This window comes from Dactylosporangium darangshiense (assembly GCF_039537565.1).
GTDB classification, from domain to species: domain Bacteria; phylum Actinomycetota; class Actinomycetes; order Mycobacteriales; family Micromonosporaceae; genus Dactylosporangium; species Dactylosporangium darangshiense.
In genome coordinates this window covers 263832-279855 of record NZ_BAABAT010000002.1, presented here as the reverse complement: position 1 = coordinate 279855, position 16024 = coordinate 263832, and the positions used below count along the sequence as shown (strand labels likewise).

General features: G+C 70.7%; 16 protein-coding genes. 10 read left to right on the top strand and 6 right to left on the bottom strand.

Going from position 1 to position 16024, the window contains the following annotated elements:
- Positions 1–54 precede the first annotated feature (54 nt).
- The 7 genes from ABD901_RS04890 to ABD901_RS04860 all read left to right on the top strand — a co-directional run bounded on the left by ABD901_RS04890 (position 55) and on the right by ABD901_RS04860 (position 8874).
- Positions 55–2487 carry a winged helix-turn-helix domain-containing protein gene (locus ABD901_RS04890; RefSeq protein ID WP_345121674.1) on the top strand — a complete coding sequence of 811 codons (2433 nt, stop codon included), beginning with the start codon at positions 55–57 and terminating at the stop codon, positions 2485–2487.
- 469 nt (positions 2488–2956) lie between these two features.
- Positions 2957–3685, top strand: a complete 729-nt coding sequence (locus ABD901_RS04885) for a GAF and ANTAR domain-containing protein (protein WP_345121672.1) — start codon at positions 2957–2959, stop codon at positions 3683–3685.
- A gap of 125 nt (positions 3686–3810) precedes the next feature.
- Positions 3811–4893, top strand: a complete 1083-nt coding sequence (locus ABD901_RS04880; RefSeq protein ID WP_345122378.1) for a ferredoxin reductase — start codon at positions 3811–3813, stop codon at positions 4891–4893.
- Positions 4886–5977: a fatty acid desaturase family protein gene (locus ABD901_RS04875; protein ID WP_345121669.1), complete on the top strand. Its 1092-nt coding sequence runs from the start codon at positions 4886–4888 to the stop codon at positions 5975–5977. Before ABD901_RS04880 ends, ABD901_RS04875 begins: the two co-directional genes overlap by 8 nt.
- A gap of 83 nt (positions 5978–6060) precedes the next feature.
- Positions 6061–7107, top strand: a complete 1047-nt coding sequence (locus ABD901_RS04870) for a fatty acid desaturase family protein (RefSeq protein ID WP_345121666.1) — start codon at positions 6061–6063, stop codon at positions 7105–7107.
- A gap of 345 nt (positions 7108–7452) precedes the next feature.
- Entirely contained in the window at positions 7453–8106 is a 654-nt protein-coding gene (locus tag ABD901_RS04865; RefSeq protein WP_345121664.1) for a GAF and ANTAR domain-containing protein, read from the top strand.
- Positions 8107–8145: 39 nt separating this feature from the next.
- The gene (locus ABD901_RS04860) at positions 8146–8874 is read left to right on the top strand and encodes a GAF and ANTAR domain-containing protein (protein ID WP_345121662.1); all 729 of its coding nucleotides are present in this window, start codon (positions 8146–8148) and stop codon (positions 8872–8874) included.
- A 98-nt stretch (positions 8875–8972) separates the two neighbouring features.
- On the opposite strand, the gene ABD901_RS04855 is transcribed toward ABD901_RS04860, so the two are convergent.
- The gene (locus ABD901_RS04855; protein ID WP_345121660.1) at positions 8973–9722 is read right to left on the bottom strand and encodes a transglutaminase-like domain-containing protein; all 750 of its coding nucleotides are present in this window, start codon (positions 9720–9722) and stop codon (positions 8973–8975) included.
- 503 nt (positions 9723–10225) lie between these two features.
- On the bottom strand, positions 10226–11080 hold the full coding sequence (locus ABD901_RS04850; protein ID WP_345121657.1) for an alpha/beta hydrolase: 855 nt from the start codon (positions 11078–11080) through the stop codon (positions 10226–10228).
- Positions 11081–11356: 276 nt separating this feature from the next.
- On the opposite strand from ABD901_RS04850, the gene ABD901_RS04845 reads away from it, so the two are divergent.
- Both ABD901_RS04845 and ABD901_RS04840 read left to right on the top strand, forming a co-directional pair.
- Positions 11357–12025 carry a BON domain-containing protein gene (locus ABD901_RS04845; RefSeq protein WP_345121655.1) on the top strand — a complete coding sequence of 223 codons (669 nt, stop codon included), beginning with the start codon at positions 11357–11359 and terminating at the stop codon, positions 12023–12025.
- A gap of 138 nt (positions 12026–12163) precedes the next feature.
- Positions 12164–12631 carry a DUF5994 family protein gene (locus ABD901_RS04840; RefSeq protein WP_345121653.1) on the top strand — a complete coding sequence of 156 codons (468 nt, stop codon included), beginning with the start codon at positions 12164–12166 and terminating at the stop codon, positions 12629–12631.
- A gap of 197 nt (positions 12632–12828) precedes the next feature.
- Here the strand turns inward: ABD901_RS04840 and ABD901_RS04835 are convergent, their stop codons facing one another.
- Positions 12829–13695, bottom strand: a complete 867-nt coding sequence (locus tag ABD901_RS04835; protein ID WP_345121651.1) for an HAD family acid phosphatase — start codon at positions 13693–13695, stop codon at positions 12829–12831.
- A 126-nt stretch (positions 13696–13821) separates the two neighbouring features.
- Here ABD901_RS04835 and ABD901_RS04830 point away from each other — a divergent pair, with 126 nt between their 5' ends.
- Complete coding sequence (locus ABD901_RS04830; RefSeq protein WP_345121648.1) at positions 13822–14502, top strand: 2-phosphosulfolactate phosphatase; 681 nt, start codon at positions 13822–13824, stop codon at positions 14500–14502.
- A gap of 12 nt (positions 14503–14514) precedes the next feature.
- Here ABD901_RS04830 and ABD901_RS04825 read toward each other — a convergent pair whose 3' ends face one another.
- From ABD901_RS04825 to ABD901_RS04815, 3 genes are read right to left on the bottom strand one after another with little or no spacing between them, the layout of a single operon-like run.
- Positions 14515–14724 carry a zf-HC2 domain-containing protein gene (locus tag ABD901_RS04825; RefSeq protein WP_345121646.1) on the bottom strand — a complete coding sequence of 70 codons (210 nt, stop codon included), beginning with the start codon at positions 14722–14724 and terminating at the stop codon, positions 14515–14517.
- Positions 14696–15403, bottom strand: a complete 708-nt coding sequence (locus ABD901_RS04820; protein ID WP_345121644.1) for a hypothetical protein — start codon at positions 15401–15403, stop codon at positions 14696–14698. The genes ABD901_RS04825 and ABD901_RS04820 overlap by 29 nt, the downstream gene beginning before the upstream one ends.
- Positions 15396–15938: a sigma-70 family RNA polymerase sigma factor gene (locus ABD901_RS04815; protein WP_345121642.1), complete on the bottom strand. Its 543-nt coding sequence runs from the start codon at positions 15936–15938 to the stop codon at positions 15396–15398. Before ABD901_RS04815 ends, ABD901_RS04820 begins: the two co-directional genes overlap by 8 nt.
- Positions 15939–16024: the final 86 nt, after the last annotated feature.

Below are 16024 nucleotides of genomic sequence, written 5' to 3'. Positions count from 1 at the left end.
CCTGGAACGGCCGGCCGTAGTTGCGGTAGCCTGTCGCTGTCACCCCGGACCCCGGTGGCGAATCCTGTAGGCCGCGGATTCGACGCCACCCAGAGGGTCATCATGGTCGGCTATGTCTCCTCACCTTCGACCGCCGTCGCCGGTCAGGCTGCGCCGGCGGACGCGTCGCAGTCCCGGCATCTACGCCGGACCCGGCTGCACGCGGCCTTGGCCGCGCCGGGCGGGAGGTCGATCACGACGGTCTACGCCCCGGCCGGCGCGGGCAAGACCGACCTTGTCGTGGACTGGCTCAAGGCGGTCGGCGCGGAGCCCCGCGCGGTGCTCGTGGACCTCACCGCGTGCGCCACCGCCCGATGGTGGCAGAAACCGCTGCGTTCACCGTCGTGGTGGCCGTCATGGCCGGGCAACGCGGCCGAGCTGGGCCGGGCGCTGCACGCGGGCATCCCTGAACAGACCGGTGGCTCGGTCATCGTGGTGCTGGACGGCACCGAGGCGGTCGTCGGCACCGACTTCCTGACCGAGGTGCGGCAGCTCGCCGCCGGCGAGGACCGCCTGCACGTCGTGCTGCTGGGCAGGCACGCCCCACCGGACGGATCCACACAGCCGCCGGGCTGCTCCGCAGACAGCGCGCTGCGTGGGCCTGACCTGGCCTTCACCGCCGCAGAGACCGCCACCCTCTGCGTGCAGCGAGGACTCGACCTGCCCGCGGCCGTCAGCAGACGTCTGTACGCCATCACCGATGGATGGGTCGCGGGTCTCGTGGTCGCGACCGCCGCCCTGCGCGGGCAACCGCACAAGGCAGAAGCCGTCCTGCAGCAGCTGTTGCGAACCGGTGCGGGTCTGTCGGAGTACGTGATGCGGGACGTACTGGGCCGGTATCCGGCCGACCTCCGCCGGGCCGTGCGCGACGCCGGCGTGGTGGAATCCATCTGCCCGGAGTTGTTCGCCACGCTCACCGGCCGCACCGACGGCGCGGCCGTCCTGACAGATCTTTCCCGCGACGGCATGTTCGCCACCCGTCTGGACGACAGGTCCGCCTGGTACTGCCACCACCGGCTCTGGCGCGCCGCCCTCTACGCCACCCTCAGTGAGGACGACCCCGCCCGCGCGCGCCAACTGCATGCCACCGCCGCCGGCTGGTACATCGGACACGGCCAGCCCGCCGAAGGACTACGTCACGCACTGGCCGCGGCGGACCGGTCGGCGGCCATCAGGATCGTGCAGGAGCACGGCGAGCAGATCCGTCAGGCATCGCCGCAGGCCGCTGTCACCGCAACGGCTCCGGGCCCCTGGTCACCGCTCGCCGACGATGCCCCACTCGCCCACGCCTTCGCCGTGCACCGCAGCGTCAGCGACGGCGCCGCTGCCCCGCCGTCCGCGGTGGCGCAACCCATCTGGCGCGCACTGTGCCAAGGGGACCACGCAGCGGCGCAGGCAGCGCTGGCCGCCGATGCCTCAGTGGTAGGACGCAGTCCGTTGCAGCGCAGTACGAGGCTGCGCCTGCACGCCGTCGCCGCCCGGATGAGCGGCCGGCTGAACGAGGCGGTCCGGCATGCCGACGCCATCGGCGAGACCGTTCGCGCGAACGGCCTCGTGGGTTCCCACGACGACGGCTGGGCGCGGCTGATCCTTGCCGAAGTGGCCGTCCAGCGTGGCACATCCGACGCGGCCGTACGGCACCTCGACGCGCTCGCGGTCCAGCTGTGGCAGTCGGTACCCGCGCTCGTCGCCGCCCAGCAGTTCCAGGCCGCGCTGCTCTGCCAGCAGCGCCACGACGATGCCGCCGCGCTGCACGCCGTCGAACAGCTGATCGTCGACGGCGACGACACGCTGCTGGTACCGCGATGGGCGGCACGAGTGCTGCGGGTCGAACTCCTCATCGCCACCGGCCGGCTCCACGACGCCGACCAGCACTGGCGTGCCGACGCCGCCGCCGTCCCCGCGTCGACCGCCACGATCACCACCGCGAGGCTCCTGCTCGCCCGGCAACCACAGGCCGGCATCGACCCGCTGCTGCGGCCCCTGCTCGACGACCCGCACGTCTCGCTGTTCCACCAGGTCGAGCTCCGCCTGCTCATGGCGCACCAGGCGAACATCACCGGCGACACGCAGCACGCCGCGCACCTGTTGCGCCAGGCCACCGCCCTCGCCGACCCCGAACGACTCCAGCACCCGTTCCGCGCCAACCGGCACATGCTCGGCCCCACCCGCAACCAGCTCACCCCGACGGCCATCACACCGCCGGCCGCCAGTCCGTTGAGCCCGGGCGAGGCCGCAGTCATGCGACACCTCGCCGGACACCGAACCACTCGCGAGATCGCCCACGCACTGCACCTCTCCCCGAACACCGTCAAGACCCACATCGCGTCGATCTACCGCAAGCTCGCGGTACACACCCGGCGCGACGCGTGGCACGCCGCGATCGCCTTCGGCATCCTCCCCACGGACGACGTTGCACCGGCCCGGTCGCGAGAGCTCCGCTCGTAACCCCCGGCGGCCGCGGTTGGCAAACGCCCGTGCACATGAGCGGCGCTGTCGTCGAGGCGCTGCTGGGAGTAGCGTTCTCGTGCGGTGCCTCTCAAGGCGTCTGGCTGCCCGGCCCCTGCAATGCCTGTCTCGGAAGGATGCGGCGATGCTCGAGCACCGAGATCGACCCGACGAGCAGATCCCGGCACCGACAGGCAACCGCATGCCGCCCATGGTCCCGGTCGCCAGCACGGTCACCGTCGGCGCGCGAGTCGCTCTTCGTATTCCGCGGCGCCGACCCTGAGGCCGGCACGGTGGCTGACGTTCTGCAGCGGCTGTGCGCCGACGCGATGCGAGCGCTGTCCGCCTCGGGGTGGCCATGAGCGTGATGGCCGCCAACGGTGTACGCAGCATGGGCGCAACGTCGCCCGTCGGCTCCGGTTCGACACCGACCGCACATGACCACCGATGGAAGGGCCGGGAAACTGTCATGACCACCGTATCCGAGCAACGCCTGGCGAGGATCTTTGTCGAAGTCGCCGACACCCTGGTCGATGAGTTCGACGTGATCGAGTTCCTGCAGATGCTCGCTGACCGCACGGCCGGGCTCGTCGAGGCCGCCACGGTGGGTCTGCTCCTGGCCGACGAGCAGGACCGGCTGCGGTTCATGGCCGCCTCGGACGAGACGACCAAGCTGCTGGAACTGTTCCAGCTGCAGTGGCAGGACGGTCCGTGCCTGGACGCGTTCCGCTCCGGCGAGCCTGTCGTCAACGCCGACCTGAGCGCGGCGAGCGCCCGCTGGCCGCGGTTCGCGCCCTACGCCGCCACCGCCGGATTCCGCTCGGTGCACGCGTTCCCGCTGCGGCTTCGCAGCGACGTGATCGGCGCGATGGGTGTCTTCGGCATCCGCGGCACGGCGCTCGACGAGGCCGATGTGCAGATCGTGCAGGCTCTGGCCGACGTCGCCGCAATCGGGCTGCTCCAGGAACGAACCATCCACCGCAGCGAGGTCCTTACCGAACAGCTCCAGGGCGCCCTGAACACCCGCATCGTCATCGAGCAGGCCAAGGGGGCCGTCGCACAGGCGCACCAGGTCTCGATCGACGCCGCCTTCGAACTGCTCAGAGCCTACGCTCGACGCAGCAACAGCCACCTCAGCGATGTCGCCGGCCTCGTAATCACCGACCTGAGCATCCTGCACAACCTCACCGCCGACTGACCGGACCCGCGGTCGGGCTCACCCAGGCCGGACGGTGCTTCGTGGTGGCTGTTCGGGCTGCTCAGGTTAGCGCCGGTGCAGAGGGGTAGAAGCGACGCGTGCACCGGTCGTTCCACGCCTTTGCCATGGGCGGCGACCACAGCCTCCGGTCGACCGTACGTCGGGGCGTGTTGGCCGCGGCGTCCTGGCTGACCACGCCGCTGTTGCCCGATGACTATCTCGGGCTGGTCAATCCGCTGTGGTCGCTGCGGGGACTGCGTGGCCGGGTCGAGCAGGTGCGGCCGGAGACCACGTCCGCGGCGAGCCTGGTGATCCGCCCGGGGATCGGCTGGACGGGTCACCGCGCCGGCCAGTACGTGCGGGTCGGGGTCGACATCGACGGCGTCCGGCACTGGCGGCCCTTCTCGCTGTCCTCGCCACCGCACCGCCCCGACGGACGCCTCACGATCACCGTCAAGGCCGCCCCGGACGGGCTGGTGGCGCCACACCTGGTGCGCCGCGTGACGCCCGGCACGATCGTGCACCTCACCCCGGCCGAGGGTGACTTCGTGCTACCCGAACCAGCGCCCGAACGGCTGTTGTTCCTGACCGCGGGCAGCGGGGTCACGCCGGTGGCGGCGATGCTGCACAGCCTGGCCGCCCAGGATCGCATGCCGGACGTAGTACTGGTGCTGTCCGCGCCGACGCCCGAGGAGGTCATCCTCGGCCCGGAGCTGCGGGCCCTCGCCGCAGGTTGCAAGAGCCTGCGGTTGTACGAGCGGCACACCCGCGCCGGCGGCCGGATCACGATGGCGCAGGTCCGCGAACTCTGCCCCGACTGGCGTGAACGCCACACCTGGGCCTGCGGCCCCGCCGGAATGCTCGACGACGCGCAGCGGCACTGGCGGCGGGCGGGAGCCGGCGACCGCCTGCGGATCGAGCGCTTCCGGACCGCGCGCGTGCCCGGCGGTGCCGGCGGCCGGGTCAGCTTCGTCACGAGCGGACGTCTGGCCGACACCGACGGCGGCACACCGCTGCTGGCGGTCGGCGAGCATGCCGGTGTGCTCATGCCCAGCGGGTGCCGCATGGGCATCTGTCACACCTGCGTGGTACGCCTGCGGTCCGGCCGGGTCCGCGACCTGCGCACCGGCCGCGAGCACGGCGACGAGGGCGAGCTCATCCAGACCTGCGTCACCGCGGCGGCCGGCCCTGTAGAGATCGATGTGTAGGAGACCACCTGTGCCTGTACCCGAACATCTCACCGAGGTCGACGTCAAGGAGATCGGCCGTGAGCTCGACCGGATCCGTGATGAGATCAGCGCCAGTCTCGGCGACGACGACGCCCGCTATATCCGCCGGGTCATCGCCGTCCAGCGGGGCTTGGAGGCGGGCGGCCGCACCCTGCTGGCGGTCTCGATCCTGCCGCCGGCGTGGCTGGCCGGCACCGCGGCACTGGCCGTCGCCAAGATCTTGGACAACATGGAGATCGGCCACAACGTCCTGCACGGTCAGTGGGACTGGATGCGCGACCCGGACATCCACTCTTCCACCTGGGAATGGGACCACGCCGCACCGGCCGAGATGTGGAAACACTCGCACAACGTTGTGCACCACACCTACACCAACGTGCTGGGCAAGGACCGCGACATCGGATACAGCGCGATGCGGGTCAGCCCCGAGCAGCCCTGGCACCCCATCTACCTCGCCCAGCCGCTCTACAACGCCGCTCTGGCCGTCGCCTTCGAGTGGGGCATCGCCATCTACGACGTCGAGTTGGAGCGTGCCTGGCGCGGCGAGAAACGCTGGGGTGAGGCACTGACCCAGCTGCGCGGAGTGCTGCGCAAGGCCAGCCGCCAGGTCATCAAGGACTACGTGGCGTTCCCGCTGCTGGCCGGGCCGTCGTTCGTGCCTGCCCTGCTCGGCAACCTCCTCGCGAACGTGGCCCGCAACGTGTGGTCACACACCATCATTTTCTGCGGCCACTTCCCCGAGGGCTCCGAGATCTTCACCGAGGACCAGCTCGACGGCGAGACCCGCGGCGAATGGTACGTGCGGCAACTGCTGGGTTCGTCCGACATCGACGGCGGCCCGCTGTTGCACCTCCTGTCCGGCAACCTCAGCCATCAGATCGAGCACCACCTCTTCCCCGACCTGCCCAGCAATCGCTACGCCGAGATCGCCCCGATGGTCCGCGACCTCTGCGAACGGTTCGGGCTGCGGTACAACACCGGCTCCCTCGCCCGCCAGACCGCCAGCGTCTGGAAAACCATCTTCCGCCTCGCGTTGCCCGACCGAGGCCCGGTCGATCAGTGAAAGCCTCACGGGGGTGCCAGCACCACCGGGCCACAGGACGTAGCGCTCCTGACAACACCGGCCTCGGGCGGTTCGATGGAAGCATGACAAGCACCATGACACCGGCGAGCACGTCGATGCCGCCGCCGACACCCGGCAGCGACTTCGCCGTGCTGGCCCGCCGGATCAGCGCCGAGGGCCTGCTGCAGCGCCGGCCCGCCTACTACCTCGCCCGGCTGAGCATCGTCACGCTCATGTTCATCGGCGGCTGGACCGCGTTCTTCCTCATCGGCTCGTCCTGGTGGCAGCTGGTGACGGCCGCCTTCCTCGCTGTCACGTTCGCCCAGGTCGCGCTCGTGGCCCACGACCTGGCCCATCGCCAGGTGTTCCGCACCAAGCGCCCCGGCGAAGTCGCCGGACGCATCGCCGGGAACCTCGCCGTCGGGATGAGCTACGGCTGGTGGATGGAAAAGCACACCCGCCACCACAACAACCCCAACCACGACGACCTCGACCCCGACGTCGCCCCCGAGGTGCTCATCTGGGCCACCACGTCGGCCCTCGGCCGACGCGGGCTGAAAGGCTTCATCACCCGCCACCAGGCCGCGCTGTTCTTCCCGCTGCTCACCCTGCTCGCGCTCGACCTGAAGGTCGCCAGCGTCAAGGCCCTGCGCAGCGGCACGGTGAAGCGCCCTCGCCTGGAGAGCGCACTGCTGATCCTGCACGCCGCGGGTTACCTGGCGGCGCTGCTGATCGTCCTCTCGCCCGTGCAGGCCGTCGCCTTCGTAGTGGTACACCAGGCGCTGTTCGGCCTCTACCTCGGCATGACCTTCGCACCCAACCACAAGGGCATGCCGCACCCGAACGGCGACGAGGACTTCCTGCGCAAGCAGGTGCTCACCTCCCGCAACGTCCGCGGCGGCCGGCTCACCGACGTCGCGCTGGGCGGCCTGAACTACCAGATCGAGCACCACCTGTTCCCCGGCATGCCGGCCCCCAACCTGCGCAAAGCCCAGCCCGTCGTGCAGGCATACTGCGCCGAGATCGGCATCGCCTACGAACAGACCAGCCTCGTCACCTCCTACCGGCACGCCCTGCGGTATCTGCACCAGGTAGGCGCACCGGCCCGCGCCGAACACGCGGCACGCTGAGCCGCCGGGCCTCCACCGGCAGACGGCCGTGTGCGCGAAGCAGGTGTTCCGTCGGAACGGGGTATCTCTGCGCAGGTGCAGTCCGATGAGGAGCTGAACCATGCCGCCCTCAAAACGAGCGCGGCTCCTCCCGCCCGGCGTCACCGGGCAGGTCACCGTCGTTGTTGTGGCGACTGTGTGAGGGTAGCTTTACGAGGAGTGACGTTGGTTCGGCGTCCGGTCGTCACGTGTCGCCGCCACGTTTGCCGTTGCGGCTTCCCGCCGTTGTCCTGCCGCCGTAACCGGCGTGGTCACGATCGCGCGCGGATCGTCATCGGTCGGGCTCGTCACCGGACATTTCCTAAGGTGGGCGGCCTAGTGCAGCTGCTGGAAAGGGTCTGCGTCGAGGCGGCGCGTGCCTTGTCGGCCTCGGGGGTCGGGGTGAGCCTGATGGCCTCCGACGGCGCTCACGGCATGGCCGCGGCGTCGGACCCCGACACCGCGCGGATCGAGGAGCTGCAGTTCACCTTCGGGGAGGGCCCGTGCATCGACGCGGCCGCGGGCGGCCGCCCGGTGCTGGTGCCGGATCTCACCGACGGGGCGATGCTCCGGTGGCCGATGTACGCCGCTGCGGTCCTGGACGCCGGGGCCCGGGCGGTGTTCGCGTTTCCGCTGCAGGTCGGTGCGGCTCGCCTCGGCGTCCTCGACGTGTTCCGGGCCCACTCCGGGGCGATGTCCAGGCCGGAGCTGGGCCGGGCGCTGGCGCTCGCCGACCAGGTCGTGACGACCTTGCTGGACGGTCAGGAACGGGCCACCCGCACGGACGAGCTGGACGAGGCATTCGAGCACCGTGCCGAAGTGTTCCAGGCCCAGGGCATGGTGATGGTCCAGTTGGGCACGTCCCTCGCAGAGGCGCTGGCGCGGATCCGGGCCTACGCCTACGCCACCGACCGGCCGTTGAACGAGGTGGCCGCGGACATCCTCGCCCACCGGCTCCGCCTCGACACCGACCATGCATGAACAGCGGCACGAACACCGCAGGAAGGCCGGGTAGCTGTCATGACCACCGTATCCGAACAACGCCTGGCCACGATCTTCGTCGAGGTGGCCGACACCCTGGTCGGCGGGTTCGACCTGATCGAGTTCATGCAGATGCTCGCCGACCGCGTCGCCGGGCTGGTCACCGACGCCACCGTGGGCCTGCTGCTGGCCGACGAGCAGGACCGGTTGCAGTTCATGGCCGGCTCCGACGAGTCAACCTCACTGCTGGAACTGCTGCAGCTGCAATGGCGGGACGGGCCGTGCCTGGACGCATTCCGCGGTGCCGAGCCGGTCGTCAACGCCGACCTGTCCACCGCAAGCGCCCGCTGGCCGCGGTTCGCGCCCTATGCCACGGCCGCCGGGTTCCGCTCGGTGCACGCGTTCCCGCTGCGGTTGCGCAACGACGTCATCGGCGCGATGGGCGTCTTCGGCACCGGCAGCAACGACCTCGACGACGCTGACGTGCAGATCGTCCAGGCACTGGCCGACGTCGCCGCGATCGGCCTGCTGCAGGAGCGGGCGATCCACCACAGCGAGGTGCTCACCGAACAGCTGCAGGGCGCGCTGAACAACCGGATCGTCATCGAGCAGGCCAAGGGGGCCGTCGCGCAGGCGCACCACATCTCCGTCGACGCGGCCTTCGAGCTGATCCGGGCCCACGCCCGGCGCACTCACCAGCGCCTCAGCGACGTCGCCCTTCGCGTGCTCACCGACGTGGCCGGCCTGCCCGACCTCGCCGAAGACTGACCCGGTCGAATCCGGCACCGGACGTACGCGGGATATGGCGGACGCCATGAGCAGGGTCATGGCAACCGACGCCGCCCCCGCCGTGACCCTGTGGAGGCTCAGCCGAGCGCGATCAGGCGGTCGTGGTCATCCGCGGGAAGATCGCCGGGGGCCACCGCCCTCACCCCCAGGCTGCGCAGCTCGGCACGACCGGCCGTCACCGTGGTGAACGCGATGTCGGCGGCGTCCCGGCCGGTGGCGACGCGGACGAGCGTCGGGCGGGGCGCCAACCGTGTCGCGTCCCACACCTGCCAATGGCCGTCCACCTCGACCTCCACCACGCAGTGGAAGTCCATCAGGGCCAGGCCGGGGGCGTACACCGCAGCGACGCGCGCGGGGACCTCGACTGCCCGGCAGAGTGCGGTGACGAGGTGTGCGAAGTCGCGGCAGACGCCGCGGGCGGACAGCAGCGTGTCCACCGCATCGGTCGCTGGCCCGCTCGACTCGGACATGTACATCACGTGCCGCCACACGTAGTCGCAGATCGCCCGCACCCGCTCCAGTGCTGTGGGGATCTCGCCGAAGTGGCTCAGCGCCATGCCGGTAAGCCGGTCCGACGGGCAGTACCGGCTGGGACGCAATGCCGCCACGCGCTCCTCATCGGTCACCCGAATGGGCGTGCCCGGCCCGGCGGTGATCGTCGCGTCGTACTCGATGGTCACGCTGCCGGGCTGGACATGGAGCAGGTGCTGGCGCCCGCCGGCCGCGCCGGTCAGTTCCTGCGCGGGCAACGCGACCATGTTGTTGACGACTTCCAGACGTTCGCTGATCGTCACTGCGGGCCGGCGGGCAGCGGCAATCTGGATCACGATGCTGCTCGGTGCGGTCACTTCGAGGGTGAGCGAGCAACCGACGTGCCCCGACTGACGGTCCGGGCCTGGCTGGCTCATCCTGCGGGCGCGGACGCATCGCCGGGCTCGATGTCGAACGGTGCTCGCAGCCGGCTCAGGGCTGCCTCGCTCTCGTCGGGCGGGGGCAGGGACGGCTGCGGTGTTTCAGCCTTCGGTACTGCGAGGAAGGGCGATCCGTTTGGTTTGGGCGGCCCGGAGACATGAGGGCGCGTTTCCTCATCGGTCATGTTCGGCTCCAATGCAAGCGAGAAAGCAAGGGGCACTGCCTGCCTGCAGGTGGCGGCATCCCGAACGGCCTGGTGCCTGGGATCCGACTGCCCTAGAGCAAAGCATCGATGCGAGTTGAGGTTATCCCGCGAGCGGGGACCTCGGGCGACCTCCACACCGTACGCCCCCCGCATCGCCGACGCCTACCGCACGGACACCGCAGCACCGACGACCTCGCGTGCGCGATCAGCGTGTCAGGCGAAGCGTTTGACGAACGCGAGCGCGGTGTCGGCGACCTCCCGCCAGCCATGGTCGATGGTCAGCGAGTGTCCGCGCCCGGGCATCTCGACGAACTCGGTCACGCCGATGTTGCGCTTCTGCTTGTTGTAGATGGCGTCGGAGATGGCCCGCGGCACAGTGTGATCCTGCTCCCCGGAGACGATCAGCATCGGTCCGCGGGCGGGGTTGGTGCTGTTCACCTTGGCCTCGGTCCACGGGTTGAGGTTGGCGGCCGCCGCCTGGAACAGCGGGGCGCCCGCGGCGGGCACGGCGAAGGTCTCGAACAGTTCCTTGGCCTCTTCGTTGCTGACCGCGTTGGCGAAGGAGTAGTGAAACTGCTCGTACGTGAGCGGCACCGCTCGATGCCGGTTGGCGGGGTTGCCCAGAACCGGACTCGCGGCGCGCAGTGCGGAGATCGGCAGCGGCAGCACGCCCCGGAACGGTGCGGAGTCGATCGCCACGGAGGCGGCGGCCAGGCCACGGCCGGCAACGATCTGGGTGAGCAGTCCGCCGAACGAGTGCCCGATGACGACGGGCTTCCTGTCCAGCTTGCCGATGAGGGCGGCGTAGTGGTCGGCCACCCGACCGACGGTCTTGTGGGCGAACACCTCCGGCTCGGCGAATGCCTCCGCGACCGTGTCGGGGTCGTCCGGCCAGCCCGGGCACATCGGCGCGTACCCGGCCTCGGCGAAGACCGGACCCCAACGGTCCCAGCTGCTGGGCAGCAGCCACAGACCGTGAATGAACAGCACCGGCACTCGGCCCGTCCCGTTGGCCCGCGTGACCTGCTCGTCGTCGCTCAGGTGGGTCGGCTGCGGCTGCACGGACATGAGGTCCTCCTCTGCCGCCCGCTGGGGCGTGTCTGCCGGCAACGGGCTGTCACGCCGCCTGCGACCAGGGCGACACATCGACCCTACGCTCGTTCGGCCTCATCCGAACCGTCCGGCCCGATCGGACAATCGGCGGGCGACAGGGCAAAGTACCCTGCCCGACTGAAGTGCCTATATCGCCATAAAATTGGGCACTTTTTGCGGACCGGGAAAGATCTCAGCAATATGGACCGAATTGGGCTGGTGCCCGCTGCGGATGTGGCACATCCTGGGCTCGTGACACAGCCACCGCACAGAACCGACCAGGAACTGAAAACCGCCGTCACCGAGGAACTGCGATACATCCCGAGCATCGACGCGACCGCCATCGAAGTGCAGGTCAGCGGTGGGACGGTGACGTTGTCCGGCGAGGTCCCCAGCCTGCCGGAGCGGCTCGCGGTGAAACACGCTGCGATGCAGGTCGGCGGCGTCAAGCACGTCACCAACAAGACCACCGTGCGCACGCACTCCGATTCGGACATCACCGATCAGAACATCGCTCAGGCTGCCGGCCAGGTCCTCGCGTGGGCCGTCGACGTCCCGCCGAACGCGGTCACCGCCGACGTCCAGGACCACAGGATCACCCTCTCCGGACACGTCGCCTGGGAGTACCAGCGCAACGCCGCCGCACGGGCGGTCACCTACCTCAAGGGCGTCACGCGGGTCAGCAACGAGATCTCGCTCGAGTCGCCGCCGCCGTCCGGCGACACCAAGGCAGCGGTCCAGGCCGCGATGCAGCGCAACGCCGAGTTGGACGCACGGCGGATCATGATCGACCTCAGCGGAGCCGAACTGACGCTGCGCGGCAGCGTCCGGTCATGGTCACAGCGGCGCGCGGCCGAACGATCCGCCTGGAGCGCCGCCGGCGTGACCAGCGTACGGAACGAACTGCACATCGCGTCCTGACCCGGCTGTCATCAACGGCTGCGGGCATGCCCGCAGCCTTTTCGCCGAACTCGGCAAGGTTCGATTCGCGCCGACATAAGCTGCAGGCTCCTGTGCCGGTCGCCGGCGGCGGCCGCAGGTCGGGAGAGGGGCCCACTCATGTTTACCGCCGCACAGCGCGCCACCGTCATTCCGCCGGAGCCGCCGACCCAGCCGCGGCTGTCGCTCACCGCTGAGCGCGCCACACGAGCCGTCCTCGACGGAGGGTGGTGGCCCCGTTCCAGGGACCCGGTGGCGGAACTGCCGGGGTTGATCCTGGCCCTGAACGAACGGTACGGACCGATCCGTCAGCTGATGCTCAACAGCGACAGCTGGGACGGCCGCTTCCGGCGCCTCGCGGTCGGCACCCGCGTGGTGCGGGCCGGATGGTTCAGCACCGTCGACCCCGCCATGTTGATCGCCACCACCGAGCGCGGCGACCAGATCGACCTGCTCGTCGTGCCATTCGATGTCCCCGCCGACACCGCGGACATCGCGATGGCCACGGCCGCCGACCCGGGCAACCAACTGCGCGCTCCGGCCGTCCTCGCCGCATCCCGCACCGAACCAACCGCCGCACGCGGCTAAGGCCCGTCGTGACCGTCGAGCTCACCGTCACTGGCGACGACCTCTCGGAAGGCGGCGCCTGAACGGAAGCCCCGGCCGGCCACGCGCGCCCGGGAACGCCGGGCGCCGCGATTGCGGCCGGGGCCTCGCACGTGGTCATGGCCGGGCGGTCACCCGCACTCCCGGCCCATGGGCCGCGTTCGTCTCGCCGTCGCCGATCAGGGCAGGAAGTAGTTCGGGTTGGGCAGCTTGAAGGTCCGGTCGGCGTGGCCGCCTTCCAGGTCGCTGAACTGGTCGCCGAAGTTCCCGACGATCTCGTAGCCCAGCGACTCGATGTGCGCCCGGGTGGCCGACTTGTAGTGCACGGTGGTGCAGGACCCGTTCGGGTCGCCGGCGCAGGCGGCCTTGAGGTAGTCCGGGTAGTCGGCGACCGCCGGCTTCGTGAACAGGCCGTCCTCGCCGTCGCTGAGCGTGGCCGGTTTCGGGAACCCGGCGTCCACGCCCACGCCGTCGGCGGTCAGGTTGCCCAGCGTCGCCGCCTCCTGTGCGGCGCCACGCCCGGTCAGGAAGATGATGGCGTACCCCTCCCGCTCGGCCGCGCGAGCCATCTCCACCATGCCGGGAACGGCCGGGAAGCGCTGCTCGGTGACGAACTGGCCGTTCGTGGTCGGGTTGAACGCCCAGTTGCTGAAAATTTCGTAGTTCCACGTCAGCAGCGAGGTGTCATCGACGTCGAGGATGATGGCTTTGGTACCGCGGACATGATGACGAGCCTCGAGCCACCGCTGCCCGGCGGCGGCGACCGAGCGCGCCTCCTTGGCGTAGCTGCTGTCGTCGGCCGCGACGCCGCTGCCGAGCGGGTCGCCGTAGTAGTTGCGGATCTGCTGGCGCAGCACGTCGATGTTGGTGATGTCGCGCTCCGAGCGCGGCGTGAACGTCTTGATCGCCGGCTGCGCCGTCACCGCGGCATAGGCGACGCCACCGCCGGTCAGCGCCGCCACGAGCAGCGCGGCGACCGCCGCGAGCACCGCCCGCGCCGACGGCCGGCGCCGCGGCGCGGTTTCAGTGGACGCGTTGGAGGACATAGCAGGAACCCCTTCCATGCACGACCGAGGCATACAGCGAGCAACCTAGCCCCAACAGCGGATGTACGCACGATGAACGATCAATGAATTTGCCAGGCGTTCGGCCGTGGCGCAGAATCGCGTATCGTGTCGATCATCGCGATGAATGCCGATATATCGCCAGGAACCGTCGTCGTGGTCATCGACGTCATCCGCGCCTTCACGACCGCCGCCATCGCCTTCGAACGCGGCGCCGCCGACATCGCCTGCACCCGCTCCGCCGACGCCGGCCGCAACCTTCGCCGCCGCCACCCGGACCGCCTGCTCGCCGGCGAGGTCGGCGGCCTGAAACCGGCCGACTTCGACCTCGGCAACTCCCCGGTCGAGATGTCCCGCGCGCGGCTGGCGGGCCGGCGGCTGATCCAGGCGACCTCCAACGGCACCCGCGGGCTCCTGCGACACCCGCAGCCGGCGGCGCTGCTGGCCGCGTCGGCGCTCAACGTCGGCGCCACGGCGCGGTGGATCGCCCGGCACCACGCCCAGACCCCGTACACGCTGCTGTGCACCGGCCGGACTGCGGAGGACCTCGCCTGCGCCCGCTACCTCGACGACCTGCTGCGCGGCCTGGCGCCGAGCCGGGACGACCTGGTCGCCGGCATCCGGCGCGGCGCCGCTGAGCACGCCCGCGCCTACGCCGAACGCCCCGGCGCCGACCAGGTCGACCTGTCCGGCGACCTGCCGCTGTGCTGCGACGTCGACCGGAGCGCCTTCGCGATGGTCGGCGAGCTCCGTCCGGACCACGTCGCACTCGCGCCGGTGCCCTGCTGACCACGCGCCGAGCTACGAGCAGCCCCGAAAGCCGCGGGCCAGGATGCTCGGGATCTCGGCCAGCACGACGATCTCGTCGCGGCAACGCGAGCAGGTGCGCGTGTGCGCCAGGAACTCGGTGCGGTCGGCCGGATCGAGGGCGGCCAGCAGATACGCCCCGATCCACGTGACGTACCGGCACCCGCCGGCCGGGTCAGAGTTTCGCCATGAGTCGCGTTCCATCGGCCCCTCGCAGTTGGATCTCGGCGACGCTGGACACCGGCACGTCGATGCGATAGCCGGCCGTCCCGGACCGGTTGCGGATCTCGCACCATCCGACGGCGTGCGCGGCGCCGGCTCGGTCGACCGCGACGATCTCGTACCGGCCGTCGCCGCCGTCCACGACCGTGACCAGCAGCCATGACGGGGTCCCCTGGTAGAGGAACACCGTGCCGGCCGGCGAGCCCGTGCCGGTGCTGAGCCGGGCGGCCTTGAGATAGCGGCCGTTCGCGACCGCGAGTGTCTGCCGATGCTGCGCGGCCAGCTGGCGATCCGCTTCGGTGCGCCACCAGACGACGCCGGCGCCGAGCGCGGCCGCCAGCGCCAGGGCCACCGCACCGGCAACCAGTCGGCGTCCGCCGACGGGCAGCCATCCGGCCATCGGGACCCGTGGGCGCCCCCGCGCATCCTGGCTGGTCATCCGCGCGAGGACGGCGCTTTCGAACCCTGCCGGCGGCTCGGCCGGCGCGGCCAGCAGCAGCAGTGCGTCCGCGGCCTGGACCAGTTCGTCCAGCGCCCGCCGGCACGCCGCGCACGCCGCCACATGCTCCAACGCCAGCGCACGGTCATGGCCGGTGGCCGCGCCGGTGGCAAGCTCGGCGAGCAGGTCCTCCGTCTGGCCACAGCCGAGTCGTTCAGTCATCACTCACCTCGAGGCTCTCGCGCAGACGGGCCAGGCCCAGACGGATCCGGGTCTTCGCGGTACCCAGCGGCACGCCGGCCCGCTCGGCGATCTCCCGCGCGCTCAGGCCGTAGTAGGCGGCCAGGACGACCGCCGCAGCTTGCTCGGGCGGCAGCTCGTGCAGCGCCACGCGGATACGCTCGGCCTCGGCGACGTGATCGGCGTGCTGGTTGTCGGGGGCCTGCCGATCCAGCAGCACGGCCATCATCGCCTCGGGCTGCAGCGGCCGGTCGCGATCGAGGCGCACCGCGGTGAGCGCCGCGTTCCGCGCGATCGTCAGCAGCCACGTGAGCACCGCGCCGCGGCGCGGATCGTAGCCGCCGGCGAAGCGCCATGCCCGCAGGAACGCCTCCTGGGCCACGTCCTCCGCCGTCGCGGGCACGCCCACGATCGTCAGCGCCAGGCCGTACACCCGGGCCTGATAACGACGCACGAGCGTCGCGGCGGCCTGGGTGTCGCCGGCCGCCATGCCGGCGACCAGCACTTCGTCGTTCACCGCCATACCAGGTATTACCGCCGCAACGCCGGATCAGATCTGTCGTGGCTCGACGAAATCCGTCGGCGCCGCCACCGCGGTAGGTA